Annotated in this window: 23 protein-coding genes; all 23 read right to left on the reverse strand. The window is 35.2% G+C overall.

Features of this window, described 5'->3' with window-relative positions:
• Window positions 1–315: 315 nt before the first annotated feature.
• Window positions 316–1,446, reverse strand: coding sequence for a UDP-4-amino-4,6-dideoxy-N-acetyl-beta-L-altrosamine transaminase (pseC, locus tag OWO01_RS02595; RefSeq protein ID WP_268778865.1), 1,131 nt, complete (start codon window positions 1,444–1,446; stop codon window positions 316–318).
• 17 nt (window positions 1,447–1,463) lie between these two features.
• Entirely contained in the window at window positions 1,464–2,408 is a 945-nt protein-coding gene (locus tag OWO01_RS02600; RefSeq protein WP_268778866.1) for a dTDP-glucose 4,6-dehydratase, read from the reverse strand.
• Between the two features lie 3 nt (window positions 2,409–2,411).
• The gene (gene pseI / locus OWO01_RS02605; protein WP_268778867.1) at window positions 2,412–3,470 is read right to left on the reverse strand and encodes a pseudaminic acid synthase; all 1,059 of its coding nucleotides are present in this window, start codon (window positions 3,468–3,470) and stop codon (window positions 2,412–2,414) included.
• Window positions 3,471–3,485: 15 nt separating this feature from the next.
• On the reverse strand, window positions 3,486–4,535 hold the full coding sequence (gene pseG, locus OWO01_RS02610) for a UDP-2,4-diacetamido-2,4,6-trideoxy-beta-L-altropyranose hydrolase (protein WP_268778868.1): 1,050 nt from the start codon (window positions 4,533–4,535) through the stop codon (window positions 3,486–3,488).
• Between the two features lie 14 nt (window positions 4,536–4,549).
• Entirely contained in the window at window positions 4,550–5,275 is a 726-nt protein-coding gene (locus OWO01_RS02615) for a glycosyltransferase family protein (RefSeq protein ID WP_268778869.1), read from the reverse strand.
• The gene (locus OWO01_RS02620) at window positions 5,272–6,237 is read right to left on the reverse strand and encodes an ATP-grasp domain-containing protein (RefSeq protein WP_268778870.1); all 966 of its coding nucleotides are present in this window, start codon (window positions 6,235–6,237) and stop codon (window positions 5,272–5,274) included. Before OWO01_RS02620 ends, OWO01_RS02615 begins: the two co-directional genes overlap by 4 nt.
• Window positions 6,238–6,246: 9 nt before the next feature.
• Window positions 6,247–6,921 (reverse strand): HAD family hydrolase, encoded by a 675-nt coding sequence (locus OWO01_RS02625; RefSeq protein ID WP_268778871.1) that lies wholly within the window; start codon window positions 6,919–6,921, stop codon window positions 6,247–6,249.
• Window positions 6,890–8,059, reverse strand: a complete 1,170-nt coding sequence (locus OWO01_RS02630; RefSeq protein ID WP_268778872.1) for a glycosyltransferase — start codon at window positions 8,057–8,059, stop codon at window positions 6,890–6,892. The genes OWO01_RS02625 and OWO01_RS02630 overlap by 32 nt, the downstream gene beginning before the upstream one ends.
• A gap of 15 nt (window positions 8,060–8,074) precedes the next feature.
• Window positions 8,075–9,319, reverse strand: coding sequence for a glycosyltransferase (locus OWO01_RS02635; protein ID WP_268778873.1), 1,245 nt, complete (start codon window positions 9,317–9,319; stop codon window positions 8,075–8,077).
• Window positions 9,320–9,340: 21 nt separating this feature from the next.
• On the reverse strand, window positions 9,341–10,600 hold the full coding sequence (locus OWO01_RS02640) for a glycosyltransferase (RefSeq protein WP_268778874.1): 1,260 nt from the start codon (window positions 10,598–10,600) through the stop codon (window positions 9,341–9,343).
• Between the two features lie 18 nt (window positions 10,601–10,618).
• On the reverse strand, window positions 10,619–12,034 hold the full coding sequence (locus tag OWO01_RS02645) for a CDP-glycerol glycerophosphotransferase family protein (RefSeq protein ID WP_268778875.1): 1,416 nt from the start codon (window positions 12,032–12,034) through the stop codon (window positions 10,619–10,621).
• 31 nt (window positions 12,035–12,065) lie between these two features.
• Window positions 12,066–12,995: a CatB-related O-acetyltransferase gene (locus OWO01_RS02650; protein ID WP_268778876.1), complete on the reverse strand. Its 930-nt coding sequence runs from the start codon at window positions 12,993–12,995 to the stop codon at window positions 12,066–12,068.
• Entirely contained in the window at window positions 12,982–13,719 is a 738-nt protein-coding gene (locus tag OWO01_RS02655; RefSeq protein ID WP_268778877.1) for a phosphocholine cytidylyltransferase family protein, read from the reverse strand. The genes OWO01_RS02650 and OWO01_RS02655 overlap by 14 nt, the downstream gene beginning before the upstream one ends.
• 30 nt (window positions 13,720–13,749) lie before the next feature.
• Window positions 13,750–14,748: a UDP-N-acetylglucosamine 4,6-dehydratase family protein gene (locus tag OWO01_RS02660; RefSeq protein ID WP_268778878.1), complete on the reverse strand. Its 999-nt coding sequence runs from the start codon at window positions 14,746–14,748 to the stop codon at window positions 13,750–13,752.
• Window positions 14,729–17,278, reverse strand: coding sequence for a motility associated factor glycosyltransferase family protein (locus OWO01_RS02665; RefSeq protein WP_268778879.1), 2,550 nt, complete (start codon window positions 17,276–17,278; stop codon window positions 14,729–14,731). Before OWO01_RS02665 ends, OWO01_RS02660 begins: the two co-directional genes overlap by 20 nt.
• Window positions 17,279–17,282: 4 nt before the next feature.
• On the reverse strand, window positions 17,283–17,831 hold the full coding sequence (locus OWO01_RS02670; protein WP_268778880.1) for a hypothetical protein: 549 nt from the start codon (window positions 17,829–17,831) through the stop codon (window positions 17,283–17,285).
• A 138-nt stretch (window positions 17,832–17,969) separates the two neighbouring features.
• The gene (hag, locus tag OWO01_RS02675) at window positions 17,970–18,824 is read right to left on the reverse strand and encodes a flagellin Hag (protein ID WP_268778881.1); all 855 of its coding nucleotides are present in this window, start codon (window positions 18,822–18,824) and stop codon (window positions 17,970–17,972) included.
• Window positions 18,825–18,959: 135 nt separating this feature from the next.
• Window positions 18,960–19,178 (reverse strand): carbon storage regulator CsrA, encoded by a 219-nt coding sequence (gene csrA, locus OWO01_RS02680; protein ID WP_268778882.1) that lies wholly within the window; start codon window positions 19,176–19,178, stop codon window positions 18,960–18,962.
• Window position 19,179: 1 nt separating this feature from the next.
• Window positions 19,180–19,620, reverse strand: coding sequence for a flagellar assembly protein FliW (fliW, locus tag OWO01_RS02685; protein ID WP_268778883.1), 441 nt, complete (start codon window positions 19,618–19,620; stop codon window positions 19,180–19,182).
• A 13-nt stretch (window positions 19,621–19,633) separates the two neighbouring features.
• Window positions 19,634–20,224 (reverse strand): DUF6470 family protein, encoded by a 591-nt coding sequence (locus tag OWO01_RS02690; protein WP_268778884.1) that lies wholly within the window; start codon window positions 20,222–20,224, stop codon window positions 19,634–19,636.
• Window positions 20,225–20,338: 114 nt separating this feature from the next.
• Window positions 20,339–21,253, reverse strand: a complete 915-nt coding sequence (flgL, locus tag OWO01_RS02695) for a flagellar hook-associated protein FlgL (protein WP_268778885.1) — start codon at window positions 21,251–21,253, stop codon at window positions 20,339–20,341.
• A gap of 9 nt (window positions 21,254–21,262) precedes the next feature.
• A complete protein-coding gene (flgK, locus tag OWO01_RS02700) occupies window positions 21,263–22,765 on the reverse strand; it encodes a flagellar hook-associated protein FlgK (protein ID WP_336283690.1) in 1,503 nt (500 codons plus the stop codon).
• 23 nt (window positions 22,766–22,788) lie between these two features.
• Window positions 22,789–23,280 carry a flagellar protein FlgN gene (locus OWO01_RS02705; RefSeq protein WP_268778886.1) on the reverse strand — a complete coding sequence of 164 codons (492 nt, stop codon included), beginning with the start codon at window positions 23,278–23,280 and terminating at the stop codon, window positions 22,789–22,791.
• Window positions 23,281–23,479 lie beyond the last annotated feature (199 nt).

The following is a 23,479-nucleotide window of genomic DNA, read 5'->3' on the forward strand; positions in this document are numbered from 1 at the left end:
CCTGCTTCCCCTATTCTAACATAGTCCCAACGACATTTCCTCTACACTCCCCAAGTTACTCGCTATCACATCGAATCGATTCTGAATATTCCAGTTTTCTTTTCCTGTTATGCGAATCCCATAATACGAAACTCGTGTCACTGGCTAAAGAGTAGAAAAAAATAGGAAACATATATTTTCACTGAACGCCGTTTAATTAATCAGAATTCATAAATACAGTGCCTCAATCAAACCATTTACATCCACCTTTACAATGTCATGATGGTGAGGGGGACAAGAAAAATGATATTGCTTAATACTATCGAGAAAATAAACTCACCCGCAAATTTCTTTTAATACCTTTACAACATCGAATAAATCAAAATCAGACATTTGTGGAAACAAAGGTAAGGTTATAATGCTTTCATAAAGTTCCTCTGCGACTGGACAAAGTCCTTTTTTATAACCAAGTTTTTGATAGTAAGGATGCCAGTATGCTGGAATATAATGGACATGCACACCAATATTGGCTGCTCTTAACTTATCAAACACTTCACGCCTTGTGAAAAGTTCTCCTTTCCATTGTATAACGTATAAATGCCAACCCGAGTTAGCATTATGATTTTGGTTCGGTAACTTAATATTGGAGAAATTAGCTAATAAATCATTATATAAGTTTGCAAGTTCTGTTCTCCTCGAAATAAATTGGTCCAACTTATCTAGCTGACTATATCCTAATGCAGCTGATAAATCTGTCATTCGATAATTATAACCCAATTCGTGCATTTCATAATACCATGGAGCTTGATCAGTTGCTGGTGATGTGCCATGTGTGCGAAATATTTTCAATTTATGGTAGTAATCTCGATCATCGGTTACAATCACACCACCTTCTCCCGTTGTAATTGGTTTAACAGGATGAAAACTAAACATTGTCATATCTGCAAGCGTTCCAACTTTACGTCCTTTGTATGTGGCTCCTAGTGAATGAGCCCCATCTTCAATTACAATTAAATTTTTTTTCTTAGCTAGAGCGCTAATCGCATCCATTTCAGCTGGCTGTCCGGTGTAATCAACAGCTATAATAGCTTTCGTCTGTTCTGTTATGTTTTTTTCGATTTGAATCGGGTCAATATTGTAGGTTTTGGGATCTATATCAGCAAAAACCGGCTTGCCTCCACAATACAAAACCACATTTGAAGTGGCTACGAAGGTCATAGGTGTCGTAATAACTTCATCCCCTTGTTTGATGCCTGCTGCAAAGCAAGCCCCATGTAATGCCGCGGTGCCACTTGAGAAAGCAACGGCATAGCGAGCACCTACGTAGTTAGCTACTTTCTCTTCAAATTTCATTACTTTTGGACCTTGAGTTATAAAAGGCGAGCGTAAAATCTTAACAACTGCTTCAATATCTTCTTCATCAATCCATTGCTGACCATACGATAAGTATTCACTTCTTTGATTCATAATATCAACTCAATTCACTAAACTAAATGTCCTTCTTTAATCCATTCCTCTGTTTTCTGAATTCCTTTTAACAGGCTGAATTTGGGTGACCAATTTAACAGTTTCGTTGCTTTCTCATAGTTACATAGTAACTTCTGAATTTCACTCTGTGGATGGATATGATCAACATGCTCTATAGGTACTTTTTGATCAGCTATTATTTTAGCAAGTTCATTAATGCTCACATCTTGTCCTAACCCAGCATTTAATATTTGACCATTTACTTTATCTGATAACCCTGCCCTTATAACAAAATCTGCACAATCCTCAACGAAAAGCAAATCTCTAGTTTGGGTCCCATCTCCATAAATCTGAATAGATTCTCCATTTAATTTCTTTTTAATGAAAATAGCTACTACACCACCTTCACCACCAGTTTTTTGGAACGGTCCATATGTATTAAACGGACGTACTACCACAACTGGTAGGTTATAAGCGTAGTAATAAGATAATACTATGTTCTCAGCTGCTATTTTTGAACCGGCATACGGAGAAGCGGGTTTAAGCGGATGATCTTCGGTAATTCCATTTTTATCAAAACAACGATCATACACCATACACGTGCTCATAAACACAACTTTTACTGAATGTTTACGACACTGCTCCATTATATAAAAAGTACCAACCGTATCATTATCAAATGTTTGCCTTGGATGATCGATAGAATCCTGTATATTTATACTTGCCCCTAAGTGATAGCAGAGTTCAAAAGCTCCTTCATTATAAATCTCATCAAGTAAATGCTCATTTTTGATATCCCCTAACAAAAAAGTAAAAGCTTCATTTTCTTCAAACTCTGTTATATTATTTAATTGCCCATTAGATAAGTCATCTAGTACCGTTACATTATGCTGTTTATTTAATAATTGTTTAACGACCCATCGACCAATAAACCCCGCTCCACCTGTTACAAGTATATTCATTATTCAATCCCCTTTCATTAGTAATTCAAACGTTAAAGGTTCTCCCTTTTTTGCTGATCGTACAACTTCTTTACCGATAATTAACTCATAATATTTAGTTGGTAAACCTAGTCCTGGTCGAATAGCTTTTACATTTTCTTCACCTAGTTTATCACCTTTGTTTATATCTTTAGAAATATACAATGAACGACGATGTTTTAATGATTCGTATTCATCTGTAACAGGACCGTAATTCACTTCTCCAAGGCTTTGCCGTGCTCTGGTTGTCTCGAGCTTTAATTGTTTTAACTCAGAGGGCTCCATAGAAAAAGCAGCATCAACACCACCATCAGCTCGTGATAAGGTAAAATGTTTTTCAATAACTGACGCACCTAGAGCAACACTAGCAACAGCGACTCCAACACCCATCGTATGATCAGACAAGCCAACTTGACAGTTAAATAACTGCTTCATGTGAGGCATTGTTCGCAAATTTGTGTTTACTGGCGATGCAGGATACGTACTTGTACATGTTAATAAAATGAGATCTTTACAGCCTTCTGCTCGTGCTACACGAACAGCTTCGTCTAATTCTGAAGCTGTGGCCATGCCAGTTGATAGGATCACAGGCTTTCCAGTCCGGGCTACTCTCTTAATTAAGGGAATATCAACATTCTCAAACGAAGCAATTTTATAGGCTGGCGCATCAAGTTGCTCTAGAAAGTCTACCGCTGACTGATCAAAAGGGGAACTAAAAGCAATAATACCAAGTTCTTTACACTTATTAAAAATCACTTCATGCCATTCCCAAGGTGTATACGCTTGTTGATATAGCTGATATAGTGAGTTACCTTGCCAAAGGCTATTTGGATCTTCAATGAAAAAGTCCCCTTCATTTATATCTAATGTCATCGTATCAGCCGTGTATGTTTGAAGCTTTATCGCATCTGCCCCTGCTTTGGCAGCTGCTTCTACGATTGCTAGCGCTCGCTCTAATGATTGATTATGATTACCAGACATTTCAGCAATAATAAATGGTTCATGTTGCTCACTAATTAACCGATTAGCAATCTTTAACGTCATTTCTCCATCTCCTTTTCAACTAATTAAAGCAATAATTTCTTCTGCTACTACACATTTATGCTGATCTATTTGATTAATAAAATGTACTAGTTTTTCTCGGATTTTCTTAAGGTCGTCTAAATTTACAGTAAGTCGATTAATTAACTCATAGTAATCTTGAACGTTAACATTGTGATGCCAGCCTAAATTAATAACAAACGGTTTATCAGTAGCATCGTTTACAGCCCGAGATTGATTATCAGCTACAATCGTCACAACTGAAGGTAAGCCTAGATAGCATCGTTCCCACATAGACACGCCACCAGCTCCAAAGGCTAAGTCAGCTTTAGCAATAAGTGTAGCCATGTAATTTATATTATAATGAAGATTTGCGTTTATTTCTGAACATAGCTGCTTAATTCGAGCGACATTAATATAATTTGATCCAACAACGACATCAATGATAAATTTATCAACCATCGAATATTTCTTTAAAGCTGTCAATACTTTTTCCGTTTCGTTAGTTGGATCAGCCCCCCCATAGCATATCAATAGGCGTTCGATCGATTCATTTTTCCTTAAATTACGGTTGACATTGTTAAACTCAGGACGTAGCAACAAATATTTTGGGCCTAAAAGCTGGCGACATGAAGCTGGAACTAGATCTTTATATCTAGAACGATAATCCTTATAGTAATTTTGATCAAGTAAAAGATCACAATTGTGCTTGCGATTTGCTAGATCATCGATAACCATTAATTTTTCAACAAGTGGTTTTACTTTATTTTGCCATTGCACCGATAGCTGGTGATGATCAACGATAAGCAAATCAACTTTTCGGTTGATTTCCCTTAGCACAGATACCGTTTGCTCTGCATCTAATTCTTGACCTTGAGATATCATACATTCGATAAAATAAACGGAATATTGTCGCCTAATTTCTGCTTCCATGTTTCCCTTTTGTTTATTGATAATGAAATGTATCTCTGCCCCTTTTTGTTTTAGTTGTTCAGCTAACGTTAAGCAACGTTGAACGTGTCCAGATCCAATCTGGTTTGACGCATCAACTCTAAAGAAAATTTGCATTTTAATCCCCTAACTTATCGTACAGGTTTTTGCTTTACATGTGCGTTAATGCTTGCAACTTTAGGGTTTGCAAGCAAGAATGCCACTACCTCTTCACTACTTACATATTTATTTGTCGTACATTGCCGAGTGATTTGCTCAACCATTTGGTAATCTTCGATTGTATCTACAGTTACTCTAAGTTCAGGGTGACATAAATAGGATGGGGCTTGTACAGTCTTGTATTTAAATTGTTCAGGATACTCATAGCCATAATAGGTTACATGTTCTCGATGCCTTTCCTGATGACCATGTTTAAAAATATAGGATAATGCACGATAAGAGAATAGTTCTACATTGAACCCTCTTACAAGTTCTCCAGCCAATTTTATGTAATCAAAACGATTATGATCCATCTCAGCTAAGAGCTTTGTCGCGAGATGATAATCAACAAAAGGACAGTCGGCCGTTACACGTATGATAACATCAGCAGGATACTGCTTCGCACAGTTGTAATAACGAGCAAGAACATCGTGCTCAGATCCTCGAAAATATGAAATGCCATTGTGCTTACACCAGTCTTGAACCTGGTCATCAGCTGGTTGGTCAGATGTAGCAACCACAACAGTATCTATTTGTTCAATCATTTGGCAACGTGACACAACATAATCCAATATTGAAGAATCACCGAGCGGTTTTAATATTTTACCAGGTAAACGTGATGATCCCATTCGCGCTTGAATAATGACTGTTGTTTTCATTGTTGATCATCTCCCATTCCCACAAAATAATCTTGTGCATAACGCATTAAAGACAAATTCTTATCAGTTTTCTTAAAAAGTGAAGGAGTAATTTTTTGATCAAAGATCGACTCCAAAAAAAACCAGTAAAAACTATCCAACCCCGCAGCTATGCTTAAAGTTGATGCCCCACCAAATCTAGCATTACATTCAATAAAATGGATGTTACCATCTTCTGTCACAATTGCCTGTAATACAACATGACCATATAAGCTAAGAACCTGTACCAAATCAATTGCTTGCTGTTCAAGCTCACGATGCTCAACAATCGTTGTTATTTGAGATTCACCATTCTCAATAAAATCTCGGCTCCTCACAATAACACCAACTACTTCTCCCTGCTTATTTACATACAAATCAATACTAAATTCTTCACCGATATAATAAGGTTGGAAGATAGGTTGCTTTAGCTTTTTAGCAAAGGCAACAGCTTGTACACGATTTAAGCCTAAAGCAAGTTGGGTTGATCCTGAACCAAAACGTTCTTTAACAACATAAGATTTGGCATGAAGGGAATCAATATTTAACGTTGTCTCAATCACAGGTAAGTGATAATCTTTCAATTTTTGAAAAAAAGTAAACTTATCTAATGTTGTATGAATCACTGCTTGGTTCGAAACCATCACAGAAATTCCAGACTTTTCGAGTTGCTTCTGATATGAAGCAAAATAGGCCAACTCTCCATCACGAGTAGGTATAATCAATGTAATATGATTTTCTTTGCAGTAAGTAAGGATTGACTGAATTTCCATTCCTTCCAGAAATGGTACTTTCCAAAAAACGTCAACAAAAAACTTACCTATGACTTTATCATTGGCATCTGCACCAAATAATTGAGCATTTGGATTAATACGAGTTAATGCCTTTTTGACTGCTTGTAACAACGGAACTTTTTTTGAAATGCTCATTACTAACACATTCATGACCCTTCACTACCCGTCTATTAGTTCTAATAATGAATAAATTTGTCGATCAGCTTGATATAGTGGAGGGACATTTGAATTCATATGATCTCCATGATCACGGATAATCCTTACTGTTTCAAGACCAAGCTTTTTCGCTGTGATAAAATCTAGATTTGGATTATCCCCTACATATATGGCTTCTTGAGCTGTAATCTGCAGAATTTCTAATGCTTTTAAATAAGGGGTAGGACTTGGTTTCCAAAAGGCTTGACCCCCTAAGTCATCTGCAACTACAATAGCATCGATGTAGCTTGTTAACTTTAATGCTTTTACCTTATTCCACTGCATCACTGACAGACCATTTGTAACGAGTCCCAATGGAACACCTCTTTCAATCTGATTGTTTAAAAAGGCAACAGCATCATCATATAACGTAATGGAAGGCAGGTGTGTTCGATACAATTGAACAAGTTGGTGAATATCAACCTGTTCAATAGAAAAAAAACTACAGACTAAATCAAAAACTTTTCCCCGTCCATGTTCCATCCATATTTCAATCATTTTCTTGTAAATGACTAAGTGATCTTGTTGCTTAGCCTCAGCTGCTAAAAAGTTTGCAACTACAGCAAAACCAGATTTAACATAATCATGCTCACAATATAGCGTGTCATCAAGATCTAAAATAATTGTTTTCTCTTTCATTGAAATCCCCACTCTTATAGTGCTGAGCCACTGTAATTTGTTCTCGAAGTAATCTTTCAGTTATTCTTAAATCAGATAATCGATCCTCTATTAAACATGTTAAATTATACTTCGCATCGATATAGTTAGGCTCCTTTGCTAATATTTGATTAAGCTCAGGAAAAGCTTGATCTCGCTCTTTGGTACGCAGTGTGCGAATGACTATATAATTATTTTTTATCGCCAAATTATTTGAGCTCTTTCTTAATTTATTAAAAATAATTAAACTATCATCTAATTGGTTTTGTTTATAATAACAAACTGCTAGCATGAAGAAACCTTCTATAGTTAAATCATTCTTTTCCAAGAGGCTAATGGCTTGATTATAATCTTCACGCCACATGTAAGCCGCAGCAGTCGCTTCATAGACTATTATTTTTGGATGGTTATTTAGTAAAGCGAGCTTTAGTCTCTCCAGATCAAGTCGTTTTAGCACCTCTGCTATTGAATGCTGTGCTTTACCGGTATCTCCTGACAAATTATTAGGATGAATACGATAAAGCGTAAGCTTTTCATACACGATATTAAATTTATACCCTTTTAAAAATAAACGTAGAAACAGCTCAAAATCTTCTGCACTTGGTAAGCTTGAATCAAAAAAAACATCATCTGTTTTTCTTAACATAACAAGGCTTGACCAAAAATGGTTCCTCTTTAACATCTCAGTAACAATATTTTGATTGGTGAGGTATGCTGGATAACTTTTTATATTATTTAAAGGTTGATTGTTATGATCAATCATCAAACATTCATTAAAGACCAGATCATAGCCCTTTAACCCTTGATAAAGCGCCTCAATACGATTGGGACCTTGCACATCATCACTATCTGCAAGCATAAGGATATCTGTCGTACTTTGCTTAATTCCAGTATTACGTGCTTCTGCTGCCCCTCTATTATTAGCATGTTTAATTAATTTTAATTTGCTTGGATATGTATCGACATAGTTTTGTACAATATCGGTTGTTCGATCCTTACTCCCGTCATCTACAATGATAAGTTCAAAATCTTGAAATGTTTGGTTTAATATACTATCAATCGCTTGTGATATAAATGTTTCATTATTATAAGTAGGCATAATAACTGATATAGTAGTCATAAACATCCCCTAAAATTAATGGATTATAATAAAATCTTGATTATTTTTTAGGCCCATTTGTTCGAGCTGTATCCTGATTTCATAAGAATAAATGGAAGCAATAACAATGAAATCTCGATTAGTTATGCGATTAGGATTAAAGATCGAGTATTGCTTAATCTTATTATTCCATTTAGCTGAATTGTTATCAAGAAAACCCGCTACCACTATATCATTTTTATTAAGCACATTTAAGACATGCTCACCTAAGGAGCCTGCACCAAATATAAATAGATTCTCCCGATTGTGCATTAATCTAGGAAGTAAACGACGAATCTGTTCTGAGTCGTAAGAAGGGATAAATAATTGATTCATATAATGAATTGCGCGCTGATTTCTCTGATAGATCTGTTGCATTAAAGTGTCTAAATCTCCTAAACTCTTGCTACTTAATTCAGTGTCTGATAAGAACATAGATTGCCAATCTCGAATAAACTGATCAATGTCAGGATGTTTTTCTTTTAAATAGAGATAGGCCAGTTCATGTTTGCGACGCTTTACTAAAAATTCTTGTTCATCCTTTACTAAATCATGATAAATAATTGGTAAAGGTGAATATATTTGTTTTCGTTTATCTGGCTCTATTTTTAGCAATCTAACGGCCAACTCCATGCCGCCATGGCCATAGCGAATTTGATCGTCCCAACCACCGACCTGGAAAAAACTTTTAGCTAAAAATAGCGCATTACCTTCTAAATTCACATACGCAGGAAAATGGTTATTACCCAAATAATAAACAGTTTGTCTTGCATTAAGCGGATTATCTGTTTTGGCTAAATAAACACCACGAATACTAATGACTTCATATGCTTGGATAAGCTCTTTATATGCCTTTATAAGCTCACAATCAGGAATACCATCATCTTCAAGAAATATTAGATACGGGGCCTTTGAAAAAGTAGCTCCCACATTTCGCGCCAAATAAGCACCCGTATTTTGATTTAAACGTATATATGTGTCGATGTAGGGTTTTAAAGCATCAAATTCATCTATTTCCCCACCATTATCAACAAAAATAATTTCAAAAGATTGAGATTGTTTTTGTTGATTGAGTTCTCTTAAATTTATTAATGTATCTGGATGAAGTCGATATGAGATGATCACAACTGAAAAGAGTGGGTTTTGAATATCGCCTAGATATTTGACGTATTCAAAATATTGCTCGTATATTTCCAGTTTATTAGTCCAGTTTATCTGAGTTAATGCTTCTTTTAGACACATAAGTTTACTCCTTTCAGAACGCTATCCAATGATGGTTTTAAAATTCTTATTTTTAGCCCATTTGAGCTCTACTAATTGATTAACAATCTGGTAACTCCAACTTGAAGCTATGAGAATAAAGTAGTCATCTGTTAATTGAGTTACTGGGACAATTGGCTTATCAAAAAGATATTGGTAATGAATTGAACTGTTATTGTCGACAAAGCAGTCAATTTCAAGACCGTACCGTTTTAAGATCGTAAACGTGGTTCTCCCTTTTAAACCTGCTCCAAAAATAGCTATTTTTTTCAATGTGGATAGCGATTGAAAAAAATCGATATCATTTAAAAAGACTTTACCATCCATATATTTATGTATAGCCGTTTTATGTTGCTCTTTTATAAACTGGCAAATTTCGAGGTAACGTTCTTGACTTTTTTTATCTTTTTGCCAAGATAATGTTTCGTTAAGTGTATGATACTCGCCTATATATTGCCCCCACTTCGAATCAAACTTCTCCCAATCAGAATATTTTTCTTTTAATTTAGTAAAAGAGGAGCGTTGCTTTTGCCTCTTCAATTCAAGCTGCTGCTCACTTATAGCATAGTCATGATAAATAATACTAATAGGGGAATAAATTTGTTTGCTCAAAGTAGGGTATTTATTTAGAATTCTAATGGCTAGTTCTTTTCCTTCTCCACCATAAAGAAGTTGATCATTCCAACCACCCACTTCAAAGAATTCATTTGCTGAGTATGAAGCATTTCCTTCAATGTCACAATAACGCGCATGAGGATCATCCCCTAAATAATACCAGTCCTGCCGTTCATTCCATTCATTGTTACTGATAGGTAAACAAACACCCCTTACTGAGATAAGTGAATAACGTTGATGGGTGATTATATGTGATTCGATTAAATGTTGATCAGGGATGGCATCATCTTCGAGAAATAATAAAATTGGAGCTTGAGCGAATAAAGCGCCAATATTTCTGGCGATGCATGCACCTGTATTGGTATTCAAGCGAATATATGTATCAATATACGGCATTAACGGATCAAAGCTATGCTCTGGGGCACCATTGTCGACAAAAATCACTTCAAAATCACTAGTATTTCGTTGACTCTCCAAAGCACGTAAATTCTCGATCGTAAGCGGATGAACCCGCCATGAGATAACAACGACTGATATTTTAGGCTTTTGTCTCATATGGATGTTTATATTTCCAACAAAATAACGGGAATAATTCCTATATTTGTACTCCCAGCCTTTATCGATCAATCGTTCTTTTAAACATTTCATTGTTCCATTCACCTCAAATCATTGGTTTAGTGAACATAAATAACGATCAATTTCGCTCCAAACGCGTAAACTGGATTGATTATCATTATATTTATGGATAAGTTTCGTTAACTCCTTTCTTTTTATTTCATAATCGTCGTTTCCTAGGAGATGATAACTAATTTCCGCCTTCAAGTTAGAATAATTGTTTACTTTAGGACCTACTGTAAAATAATCATATGGTTCAACTAAGAATCCCCTGTTTTTTTCATATTCCTTTTTATCTGGTTGAACGAAAATTGTAGGGGTGTCTAATAATAAAAGGTCAAAATAGACCGAAGAGTAGTCAGTAATTAACAAATCTGTTGCTCCAAGTACCTCATATAAATGGATACGTTGATTAATTAATAATTCGTCATTCAATAAGTTAATACGATCATGTTCAAAAATAGTTAAGTCTTTAAACTTGTTATATTCAAATGGATGTAGTTTAACGAATAAATAGGTATTATGTTCTTCGAGAAAAGCACCTAGGTCTTGTTCATCAACAAACATATCAAAGAGTTGATCCCAATTCGATTGTGTTTCGACATGTTGATCCTGCCCTTTTCTCCACGTAGGTAAATAAACAATAACGTTACCATCACCTATATTTGTATTTGTAATGTAGGATAACTTTTCTCTACAATCATCATTAAATAAAAAATCATTTCTCGGCATACCAGTTAGTTTATAGCGATTTGCTTCACTCGGGTAACAGCTATTAAAACATGTCGAATGTAATTCAGAGTATGACATAACTAAGTCTGTATAGCGTGCCTTTAGCATATCCTGATAGCTTTGCCCGGAGAACTGATGATTCAACATTGCCCCTTTTTTTTTGAATGAGAAGCCATGCCATAGTTCTATATTAATATGGTGTTCATCATATATCCCTCTATGATTAGATGAACAGATAACATCATACTTAGCTAGTTGATGATAATCCTCATGTTCAATCAAATCAACCTTATACTTATCTTTTATATATGATGGCATATTCTTATATAGTGCCCATCCATTTTGGTTAGAAAAGTTATAATTAAGTAAGGCAATACTTAAAGAGGTTTGATCTTTTACGGGCTTTTTGGTAATAGTATTTGTTCCTTTACGGTATAAATCAGATAGTTGAGAAAGATGTGCCTGATAGTCAAATGGGATAATTTTATTTAATGGTACACCTAACTTAACAAGCTGTTCCGTAATTGGGATAATAGATAAGCTCGCCACTATCACAAAATCATATGTATTATCCAAAATTCGATCAGGTGAGAAAACATTATAACCATGAAATAACTGTGATTGCTTGTCTTTGTCATTATCAACAAAAAAAAGGATTTTGGTTTGATTTCCCCTTACTCTTTCTAAAAATATTTCTCCGTTTTTACCTGCACCAAAAACAATTATTTCTTTCATAGTATCATTCCATCCATTTGTTTTAGCTAGATCAATAGCATGTTGATGAAGAAAAATGATCAATAAATTCTTGATTATGAATAAAATATTCTATATTGGCACGGATTTTTTCATCCGACCATTGCCACCAAGCAATAGCATTTAATTCTTTAATGTGTTGTTGATTAAAGCGATACTTTAAAATTTCAGCTGGGACACCGCCTACAATAGCGTAATCAGGTACATCTTTTGTAACCACAGCACCTGCTCCAATAATGGCACCATTCCCAATTTTTATTGATGGTAACAATAAAACATGCTTACCAATCCATACATCGTGACCAATTTTTATTTTTTGATTATTTGTTGCTACATGATTGACCGAAGCCTCTTCATTCAGTAGTGGCGGAACCCTCTCATTACCATGGATAAGTGTGTTATAAAAAAAGGGGTGTGTGCTTATAAATTCAGTCGGATGATTAGGACCGGCTATCTCAACAGTATCACTTATTGAACAGAAAGAACCAATAGACTCTATTAATGTAGAGTTCTCTTGGCAAAGCCTTTGACAGCCATAACTATATTTGCCTACTCGAACACCGTTAATCACTCTTTCTTTTCTTGTCGCTTCATCAGGTTCGACTTTAAGGAGCGCACAGAAATGGGTATGCTCTTCTAGCTGATAAATGTTTATCAGCTGTTCTGTAATCTCTGTATAGTAGGAGCTAGCAATTAAAATAAAAATATCGTCTTTATTTTCAGTTAGTATATAATCGGGCCTGTTTATTTTCTTGTCAAAAAGCTTCTTATCCCAACGCTGCTGGTTGTTATCCAAATAGTATTGAATAGATAAACCGAATTGACCGAGAATTGGAACAAGTTGCTTACTACATTGACCTGTACCAAAAACAACTAGCTTTTTATTTACTAATTGACCATAACGTTCGCTGATATTATGTGTTAGTATTTTAGTTATTGACATTTGGGATCACCTTACCTTTTTGAGCATGGTAAGTTTTATAATCTTTAATTGTATCAATCTCATACCAAAGACTACTATCTATTTCAAGAGGATAGACTTCTATATTTTCCTGTACTAGCTGATTAATGAGCTCATGCCAAATGACCTTACTTTTGTACAGTTTACATATATAGTTGTATAGTATTTGACGTGTATTTTCACCTTTTACCAACAGTAAGCCAGCGGACACACCATCAGCCTTATTTAAGTCAAGGACTTTCGCTACCCGCTCAACTTGCTTATCTCTAATGATTAACTTCACTTCATCATTCTCATATATGTTTTTTTTGCTGTAGAATAAACTTGTACTAACACATTTATCTAATTGTTCAAAAACAGCATCATCATATAGTGTATCGCCATTTATGATGACACAGTCGTTCAGCAGTACATTCTTTTTAATTGACCATAATGATGAGATAGGACCAAATTCACTATACATTACATTGAAAGCTGTACTGATCTTTATCCCCTGAATTTTTTTTAGATAGTCAACAACAATTGGTGCTTTATAGCCAGTAATAACGACTATTTCTTCAAAAAGACCTGATTTTTTTGCACAGTTAATGTTATATTCTAATATGGTCGTGCCTTTTTGATCTATTGTCATTAATGGCTTGGGCAGATCTCTTGTTAAACTCTTTAAACGACTACCTTTTCCAGCAGCTAGAATAAATAATTTCATAGCTATGTACAGCCCCCAACTTTATAAGCGTCAAATTAATTTTTCCTCTTTTAACCAGGTTCGCAAAGTTTCTTGCTCAATTGTTGGTTGTTCAAATGGTTGTGTAACCTTAATCATAGCTGGTTTAAAAGACAGAGGCTTCGCATGAAGAGATGGATAAAGCATATACATATGTTCTAACTCTGTCGCAACTTTAGCCTCATCCTCAGTCATTAATTCCTCATATCTTTTTTCACCTGGTCTAATACCAATTTCTCTAATCTTTATTTCTTCTTTTATGTGATATTTTTTTGTTACTAAATCAATCATAACTTGAACCAAGTCGTTAAGCTTTACGATAGGCATTTTCAGAACAAATACCTCTCCACCTTTTGCCAATTGATTAGCTTGAAGTATGAGTTCAACGGCTTGAGTAGGCGTCATCATATATCTAATCATATTTAAATCAGTTACAGTGAGCATTTGTTTATCAAGGATCTGTTGCTTAAATAAAGGTATGACTGATCCCCTAGAACCCATGACGTTCCCAAATCGAACAGAAGAAAAAATCGTCCTTTTGCTACCTTTCTGGTTTTCTGCTGCCGACATAAGCCTCTCTGCCGTGAGCTTTGTTGCCCCATAAACATTGGTGGGGGAAATTGCTTTATCAGTACTTGTAAATATAACCTTTTCTACACCAGCACGTAATGCTGTTTGAATGACATTCTGAGTGCCGGTAATATTTGTCTGAACTGCTTCAAAAGGATTATATTCACAGGCTGAGACATGCTTCATAGCCGCTAAATGAAATACATAATCAATATTCTCCATAGCCATTAATAATCGTTTCTCATCTCTTATATCTCCGATCAAATATCGGATATTGTCGAAATTGGCCATTTCTTGTTGAAGCTCAAATTGCTTATATTCATCTCGACTAAAAATTCGTATTACTTTTGGTTGATATTCAATTAATACACTGAGTAATTTTTTACCTATTGTCCCTGTACCACCCAATATTAATATGGATTTATTTTGATATAAATTCAAAGTGATCACCTATATCTTTCAAAAGTGAATTTTTTATACGATCCAGCTGTTTTTGAATAAAGAGTTCCTCAAGAACTCGGTGCCCACCCTGCTTCAAGCGATGCAAATGAATATTATCATGTCCTTCCAGCCTTGAAGCATGAAATTGATCAAGCTCATTATCTTCAGCATAGTAAATATCAATAAGTTTTTTTTCCTTATTTGTCAATAATACTTTTAAATCAGGTAGCTCTTCCATAATATTAATCTCTAATTCTTCTTGCCATCTATTATCATCGTATGTTTTTTTATTCCGCTCATCTAAAAAGGTTGGCGGGGCAAAAGCAATAATCTGATTTACTTCTTTTAGATTTAATCCGTACCTAATTGCTGCATAGCCTCCTGTGGATGCTCCTGCTAGGATGATTTTTTTAGCATTGGATCGTTTAATCAATTTTTTTAGATAGTAAGACATTTTATTGCTTTCATCTATATCGGATATGCCTTTTAGACCAGATTGAAACGCTGATTGTTTTAAGTCTCTCAAAAAAACTATCTTATAACCAGAAAACACTTCACCAAAAAAGGCGTTAATTGGCATTCCTAATCCACCAAACAAACCCGAAAATACAATTACTAATCGGTCATTTCTTTCAGTAAAATCAATAACTGCACTCTTACTTTTATCATTTAAGTAATGGTTAAGGAACTTTTTATTATTAGAATTAATCGATATTTCTGCTGATTGATTTAAATCTTTGATATGATTAAGCTTATATTGATAAGTAATGATTGTTTTGCTTATTGCGTTTACCAATGGTTCAACTGCTTCTTCTAAATAACGTTTGATACTATCTGATGTTGATAAGTCGCTATTTGCTATAGTTCTTGAAAGTTGATGAGATTCATTAACAACAATAGGATTAATTAAATATTGATATGCCTTTTGCTCAAACAACATCTGTAACCGTTGTTGAATTTCAGCAAAAAAAGCTGTGGTTTGTTTCCTGGAATCAAACTTGTTTAGTTGCTTATATATTCTATCCAATTGCTCTTCATGCAACAGAAATACTTTTTTAAAATTCTTAATAGTTTCGTTAAAATCTTGTCTATTTAAACTTCTAGATCGGAAACTCGATATTATTTCTTCTTGTTTATCTAAAGTGCTTAATTCATTTTCAACAAGATCAGCATTTTTATAAGGGATTCCCTCAATTTTAGCACCATAAAGTGATAAGTTAACAACACTAAAATTTTCATATTGTTTAACTGTTTCTTCAATATATTGCTTCATAACTTTAAAGCTTTTATTTGTTTCGACTAATTGACCTTTATTATTCTCTATATGCTCCATTTGCATCTTATGTTTCGCTAGCAGTTTCCCACTTTTATTCGTAGGATATACTGCTTTTGCTTGATATTGATCACCAATAAAGCACAAATCTTGACCAATTAAGAAGACTTCATTAACCCCTAATTTATACAGAAGATCGAGGGTAACAGCTGTAACAGTCGGGGCATCGTTGACGATATCTTCCGGATTAATTGTACTAAGATAAGAAGAGATATAGTCTTTAGACATAATCATATGAGCCTTGGGCCCCTTATACTCCTTAACAATTTTAGGATGAATTGTTGTACCAAATATTAAAGGAACATCTAATGCTAAGGCAGGTTGCATATTCTTATAATTACCTTCTCCAGGATCGTATGATGTAACAAAGTCTGGTTTAATATGATTGTTAACCAAAAAATTAATACTTGTTCCAGCAGCAATTATTAAGGCTTTCTTTTCTTCACTGACTCGTTTAAGGAAGGCAATATGATGTTCAAGTGATGGTCCAGAAGCAACTAAAATCACTTGTTTATCGGCAAACTGTTGTTTATATGACATGATGTTGTCGGTGCTTTGGATCATAGCAAGGTTCTCTAACGCATTGAACAGCCATAAGTCACCAAAGGTATTATGCGATTTAAGCATTGATTGATAATCAATAAACATTTTCTTGAATAATTGCATGATATAATGATATTCGTCTTTATATAACGTCTGATACTTAGGGATGTGTAGGAATTTCCAATTGTTATCAAACTTATCTAAAATTCGTTTAAAAAAAGAAGATATCTCTACTTCACGATAACCGATGATAAGGTCATCAATATTTTTAATGAATCCAGGTTTGTCTAGAAGTGAAAAAAAAGCAAGTACCGTATGAGGATTAGGTTCAATAATATGAAATCTAACCTTAGGAAACTTGTTATAAAGTGCTTGAAGATGATAGCCTAATCCTAAGCCAAATAAAATAATATGATTAGGTTCGGACTCAATTGTTGATACCCATCGTTCCACTTCTTCAATTGGGTTAAACTTACTATATAAATTAACTATTTTACCGTCATGAACTTGTGATAAAATCATCTTATTAATTTTTTTTGCTTTAGTGATCTGGACATTGCTAACCTCTAAATTAATCTCATCCAATTGTTTAGCAACCTGAGAGGAAAATAGCTTTGCATGTTTTAGTGCTAGTTGTTTAGAAATTTGATTCATTGTTTCATTCCAACTCCAATGATAAAAGTTCTTTTTTGTATCGTTCCATCCAAGGTAACCACTCATATTTCAACAAATCTGCACAGTCTGTTGTATCATGTAATTCTAATGTCTCCATAAGTTCTTTTAACATATCAACGTGGTTTTCTAGTAATTTATCAAAATTAAGATTAATTGCTACATTTAATAGATACTCAATACCTTCAATTAAATCATGTAATACGTCTGTTAAGTTCATATTCTCTTCAGAGGTATATAGCCTATCAATTACACTTGGTAAATTCTTTTCAATCTGAATAACATAGTCTAGGGTAGTATCTTTCATTTCTTTTAACACAACAAGTAAATCTTCTGTATGCAATTCTAGTCGTGCGTCCGTATTCGCATTAATCTTTATATCATCTAACCAGTCCCCAGTGACCTTGTTGCCATTTAACACGTAATTACTTGTAATAATAAGTTGTTGATTCACTATCCACCCTTCTATATTTTGGATAATAGAATCTATATCTTTTGAATCTGTTATTAATTGTTGATTTATGTATACCTTCATTTTTATCACCTCACTTATATTATCGGCAATACTGCTGTATTCTTAATTATATCAAACAAATTATCACAAACAAAAGTACTTCATCATAATCATAGAAAAAAGCCATCTGTTTTCAGATGACTTTTTCTGATACTACAATTATTGTAATAATTGTAATACACCTTGAGGTGTTTGGTTAGCTTGTGCCAACATAGATTGAGACGCTTGAGTAAGGATGTTATTCTTCGTGAATTCCATCATTTCTTTCGCCATATCTACGTCACGAATACGTGATTCAGCAGCTGTTAAGTTTTCTTGAGAAGCACCTAAGTTGTTGATAGTGTGCTCAAGACGATTTTGAATTGCACCCAAAGCTGAACGTTGTTCAGAAACAGATGTTATTGCTGCATCAATTGCATCTAAAGCGTCATTAAATTCAGTTTCTTGATACTCACCGGCAGCATCAACAAAATTAGTAACATCAATATCTGCAGCAGCAAGGCCTAATCCCGTTGTACTCATATCATCAATGTTAACTTCTAATGTTTGGTCTGTATTAGCACCAATTTGGAACACTAAGTTTGTTGTAGAGAATGAACCACTTAATAATGTTTTACCGTTAAATTCTGTACGAGTAGAGATTCCATCTATCTCTTCTAATAATGCATCAATCTCATCTTGAATTGCTTGAAGGTCATCAGGTTCTTGTGTACCTGTGTTACCAGCTTGAACAGTTAGTTCACGCATACGTTGAAGAATCGCATGAGTTTCCGTTAATGCACCTTCAGCTGTTTGGATTAAAGAAATACCATCTTGTGAATTTTTTTGTGCCATTTCCAAACCACGGATTTGACCACGCATTTTTTCAGAGATTGCAAGACCAGCTGCGTCATCTCCTGCACGGTTAATACGAAGACCTGAAGATAATTTTTCTAATGAACTTTGAACACCATTTTGGTTACCTGATAGTTGGCGGTGTGTGTTTAACGCCGCGATATTGTGATTAATTCTCACGATAAATTCCTCCTTGAGTGTTTATAATTTCCACATCCATGTGGGTAAATAATCAAACTAAAGCGGCCGTCTTTAGTCTGAGTTAGCTTTACATAGTTAATATCGGACTGTGGAACGAAATGTTAAACAAATTTTTCACTTTTCTTTTAAAAAATTTATTAAATCGACTTGATTCTCTGTTGCTTGACTATTTGCTTGTTGAATATCTAAGTAGATTTCCTTTCGATGGATCTCAATATGCTTTGGTGCCGAAATACCTAACTTGATTTGATCACCCTCGATACCAACCACTTTCACTTCAATCTCATTACCAATTTGAATCGATTCATTTAGCTTTCGTGTTAGTACTAACATATTAACCCTCCTGGTCTTTCACAGGTAGTAATGGCGCTCTGGTTGAGTAGCTTGAATTATTAGTAATGAATTGCTTAGCATATTTCTTTTCATGATTCACGATAATCGGTGCTTGCAAATTAACCGTACTTGTTTCAAACGGATCTTTTAATGTTAAAATGACGAATACACTCACTTGTTCTTCCGCTTCAATTTGTAACAATTCTAATGTTGCTTCATCCAATTCAAGTTCATAGTCGGGATGAAATGCATAGGGATTTGTGACGATAAAAGCAACATTTGTTCTTGTTGTTGACTGTAGAACTTGAAAGGTTGGATTTTCTGGTAAATCCATCAGCACAAAGGCTGTTTCATCTTGAAACCCTGGAATTCCCTGTGGAAATTGAATCGTTTGTTTTTGATCAATGGTAACGTCTCCAAAATATTTTGTTTGAATGTTCATGATTCACCCTTCTTTATATAGACATTTCGAACTGAAATCCTCTAAAGTATAGATTTTCAAAATCAATGTGTAAATCTGCTTCTTGCCTTATCCCAGTCTCTGCATAGCCTGGTTGGTATTGAATAACCGGTTTATTCGGTCGATTGTTTATAATTGGAGCATTTGCTCGGACATCAATATGGACATCACTTGGCTGATAGTCAATATCGACTGCAAATGGAGATGGAACCCACCCGATATTGAATTGTTTTTCCGGACGATTGGCATTATTTACTGCTTGCCTTAGTAATGGATCTCCTCCATTTTCAATTTTCATCTGTTCCGTTCCTTCTCGCACTCGTCGAGAAATACCTTGCATGACTTTTTGATATCCTTGACGTGTAGCATCTTCATGCAATTGTTTCGCAGTTCGCAAACCCATATCATGCCAAGCTTTTGACTGATCAATCGTTAACCTGGACGGTGTCGTACGAATCGTTATTTCTGCTTTTGGTTGTAGAATTTCTTGATCCGCTTTTGGTTGTTGGATTGTCTGGGTAGCGTTTTGGGTTTGAATCGAAATTAATGCAGGTTGTGATTCCATCCGAATTTGTGGTAATCGCATGATTTTCCCTCCTAACTCTAATCCCCTAATTTACAAAAAAGCTTGTCACACTTCTGTGACAAGTCTTTTCACTGCAGCATAATCGCGTGAATACGACCAACTGCACTAACTTTTTTAACGTAAAAAGTCCAGTAAAGTTGGTTGTAAAATACGCGCACCTGCACTTAGCGAAGCTCGATGGATCGCTTCTTGTGTAGTTAAATTAATAATAATTTCTTCTAATTCTGCATCTTCATTATTGGACATCATGTCTTTCGCTGTAACTTCTTGGGAAGCTAAACGATTTTCAATCAGTTCAATACGATTCATACGTGCACCAATATCTGCACGTTCGTTTACCACTTGATTTGTATGGCCTTGAATGACTTCAATATGCTGTGAGAGTTCGGCATCTGGTATATCTTCATCACGTAATGCTGCGGCAAAAGCTTGTAAATCATCAAACAAATCTTGACTAAATACAGCAGTAGGATTTGTGTTTACTTTTAATCTTGTCCCTGCACTTACCTCAACAAAAACATCATTCTCATTATCAGAGACGGTATATGTTCCATCGTCATTTTTCGTAATTGGATACATAGGGTTTCCTTCTGGATCAAGGGTACCGTTTGTATTGGTTCCATTAAAAATAAACTTGTTGTTTACTTTAGTGTTACCCACTTCAGCTAAATTCTCAATCAATTGGTCAACTTCTTTGGCAATACTTTCTCGTTCGGTGTTTTCATAAGTACCATTGCTCGCTTGGACAGCAAGTTCATTTAAACGATGAAGAACCTGGGTTGTTTCATGTAGCGCGTCATCAGAGTTATCTAACCAGTTATGCACTTCGCCAATATTTCGTCGATATTGTTCCACATTCGAAACTTGTGAGCGATAACTCATGCCTTTCATCGCCACCACGGGGTCTTCAGAAGGTCTTGTGATTTTTTTACCAGTTGATAGCTGATTCATGTACTTATTTAAGTTACCATAACTGTTACTAACGTTGCGAAGCATATTATTAGAAAGCATACTTTGTGATATTCGCATTTAGCTAACCTACCTTCCTACTAATCCCATTCGATTGATGATTTGATCTAACATCTCATCAACGGAAGTCATGCTTCTAGCAGCTGCATTGTAAGCATGTTGGAATTTGATTAAATTCGTCATTTCTTCATCTAATGATACCGCACTTGTTGACGCGCGATTTTCTTCCACTTGTTGACGTAGCACAGCGGAGTTATCTTTCATACGATTTGCCTCTTGTGCGGCAACCCCCATGTTTCCAATCACCGACTGATAATAACTTTTAACAGACGTTCGATTTCCTAAGCCAACATTTTGGTTGTTGAGCACGTCTGCTAAATCGTTCGCATTGCTTCCATCACCACTGTCACCATTTTGACTAGCGGCAATCAAATTGGGATTATTTACAATGGCTGGATTAACTACAATAGAACCGGTTGGATCATCCGTATCAAAGATGAAAAACGGAATACCTTCTTCTCCTTCTAGATCAACACCAGCAGTGTGAACCTCATTAAATGCGTTCGCATAGGCAGTGATCATCTCATCCAAGCTATCACGCATTGCATTAAACTGTCCTACAATTTCACCATCTGCATCGATAAATCCACTCATTTCCATTAAGCCTCTTAAATTACCATTGGTGTTAAAATCACTTGGAGCAATTTCAATTGTGGTTCCATTTGCATCAGTAAAAGTGAACTGCTCAACATTATTTTCATCCGTGTAACTAATGCTCAAATGATTTACGCTATGCGTAGCACCATCTACTAACGTAACTTCTTGCCCAACGTTATTTAGCGTTACCGTAGCTATACCCTCTGCAACCGGACTCGGTTGACCACTGCTCTTCTGATAACTCACACTTATATCTGCTATATTAGATAAACGATCGATTAGGCGATCACGCTCATCATATAAATCATTGGGTACTTGTCCATGTGGCTCAATCCCTCCGATTTCTCGATTCACATTATTGATTTGATCAATGATAGAATTCATTTCAGTTGTAGTTACATCGATTTGGTTTTTGAGATCTCCACGCACGTCTTCCAATGAACTAGCGATATATTGAAAAGAATCAGCCACAGCTTGCCCACGTTGACTTACGACCGCACGAGTACCTGCATCATCTGGATTCACCCCTAAGTCTTGTAACGAATTAAAGAACTGCTCTAGAGAAAAAGCTAACCCTTCTTCTGTTGGTTCGTTCATAATACCTTCCAATTGTCGTAACGCAGTGGCTTTTGTATCAAAATAACTGTGCTTACTATTTTCTTTTCGGTACTGCACATCAAGAAATTGATCTCGAATTCTTTGAATGGATCCTGGTTGTACACCACTTCCAACACTTGATTTTGTTCCTCCAGGAAATCTGGTCGGAGCAAGTGAAGATACTTGTTCAAAATTCACTCGTTGGCGTGTATACCCTTCTGTATTTGCATTTGATATGTTATGTGATGTTGTGTACAGTGCTGTTTGTTGAGCATTCAATGCTCTTTTTGCAACTTCTAGCCCTTGAAATGTTGACACAATGTTCAACCTCCTAAAAATCGTTATGCCTTCGAATCAAAAACGGAGCGCTTGTTTTCACTCGTTTGTTTTTGTTTATTACCGTAATTAATGTTTTGGATCGATGGTGCGAGCATTTCGATATTCATTTTGACAAATTGTAACGATTGCTCGGTCAGTTGTTGATTCAATGCTTCTTGTTGTTTCAATTGAACAAGTGTTTCAGCTAACGAAGTTGTTACTTCCTCAAGTGCCAGATTTTCTTGTTCATTGGGTAAATGCTCTAATAAAAAAGTTACCGTTGTCGCTTCTGGATCAAAATTATGATCGGTTGCCCACTGTCTTATTTTCGATAACCGTTGTGCTTCGACTTGATTTACTGCTTGTATATGTTTTTGTTCTTTTTTTAATAATTTTTGGAGCTCTTCAGTATCCCCTTTTTTCAATACCTCTGTTTTTGACAAGGAGAGTTGAAGAAGGCTTTGATGAAGTTGTGCTAATTGATCCAGTGATGCAATAATTCCTGCGATGGACATCTTCAGGTTTCCTCCTTTTTTCGTTAAGAAAGTATCGATTAAGGGTAACTATTTTGCTTTTTTATTGAGGAATGAGACATGAACATTCCGACCAAAAGACGAAGGTTACGCCAGCTTATAGCGAAGCATAACCTTACAATTGTTGTTTGTCTTGGAGAAATAGTCCGTAAAACTCCACTTTATCGATTCCTATAGTAAC

The organism is Natronobacillus azotifigens, from assembly GCF_026805325.1.
GTDB lineage: Bacteria > Bacillota > Bacilli > Bacillales > Amphibacillaceae > Natronobacillus > Natronobacillus azotifigens.

Excerpts from the sequence above, each read along its gene's own strand:
- pseC (WP_268778865.1), bottom strand. The coding sequence starts at position 1,446 with ATGAATCAAAGAAGTGAATACTTATCGTATGGTCAGCAATGGATTGAT.
- OWO01_RS02600 (WP_268778866.1), bottom strand. The coding sequence starts at position 2,408 with ATGAATATACTTGTAACAGGTGGAGCGGGGTTTATTGGTCGATGGGTC.
- pseI (WP_268778867.1), bottom strand. The coding sequence starts at position 3,470 with ATGACGTTAAAGATTGCTAATCGGTTAATTAGTGAGCAACATGAACCA.
- pseG (WP_268778868.1), bottom strand. The coding sequence starts at position 4,535 with ATGCAAATTTTCTTTAGAGTTGATGCGTCAAACCAGATTGGATCTGGA.
- OWO01_RS02615 (WP_268778869.1), bottom strand. The coding sequence starts at position 5,275 with ATGAAAACAACAGTCATTATTCAAGCGCGAATGGGATCATCACGTTTA.
- OWO01_RS02620 (WP_268778870.1), bottom strand. The coding sequence starts at position 6,237 with ATGAATGTGTTAGTAATGAGCATTTCAAAAAAAGTTCCGTTGTTACAA.
- OWO01_RS02625 (WP_268778871.1), bottom strand. The coding sequence starts at position 6,921 with ATGAAAGAGAAAACAATTATTTTAGATCTTGATGACACGCTATATTGT.
- OWO01_RS02630 (WP_268778872.1), bottom strand. The coding sequence starts at position 8,059 with ATGACTACTATATCAGTTATTATGCCTACTTATAATAATGAAACATTT.
- OWO01_RS02635 (WP_268778873.1), bottom strand. The coding sequence starts at position 9,319 with ATGTGTCTAAAAGAAGCATTAACTCAGATAAACTGGACTAATAAACTG.
- OWO01_RS02640 (WP_268778874.1), bottom strand. The coding sequence starts at position 10,600 with ATGAAATGTTTAAAAGAACGATTGATCGATAAAGGCTGGGAGTACAAA.
- OWO01_RS02645 (WP_268778875.1), bottom strand. The coding sequence starts at position 12,034 with ATGAAAGAAATAATTGTTTTTGGTGCAGGTAAAAACGGAGAAATATTT.
- OWO01_RS02650 (WP_268778876.1), bottom strand. The coding sequence starts at position 12,995 with ATGTCAATAACTAAAATACTAACACATAATATCAGCGAACGTTATGGT.
- OWO01_RS02655 (WP_268778877.1), bottom strand. The coding sequence starts at position 13,719 with ATGAAATTATTTATTCTAGCTGCTGGAAAAGGTAGTCGTTTAAAGAGT.
- OWO01_RS02665 (WP_268778879.1), bottom strand. The coding sequence starts at position 17,278 with ATGAATCAAATTTCTAAACAACTAGCACTAAAACATGCAAAGCTATTT.
- OWO01_RS02670 (WP_268778880.1), bottom strand. The coding sequence starts at position 17,831 with ATGAAGGTATACATAAATCAACAATTAATAACAGATTCAAAAGATATA.
- csrA (WP_268778882.1), bottom strand. The coding sequence starts at position 19,178 with ATGTTAGTACTAACACGAAAGCTAAATGAATCGATTCAAATTGGTAAT.
- fliW (WP_268778883.1), bottom strand. The coding sequence starts at position 19,620 with ATGAACATTCAAACAAAATATTTTGGAGACGTTACCATTGATCAAAAA.
- OWO01_RS02690 (WP_268778884.1), bottom strand. The coding sequence starts at position 20,224 with ATGCGATTACCACAAATTCGGATGGAATCACAACCTGCATTAATTTCG.
- flgL (WP_268778885.1), bottom strand. The coding sequence starts at position 21,253 with ATGCGAATATCACAAAGTATGCTTTCTAATAATATGCTTCGCAACGTT.
- OWO01_RS02705 (WP_268778886.1), bottom strand. The coding sequence starts at position 23,280 with ATGTCCATCGCAGGAATTATTGCATCACTGGATCAATTAGCACAACTT.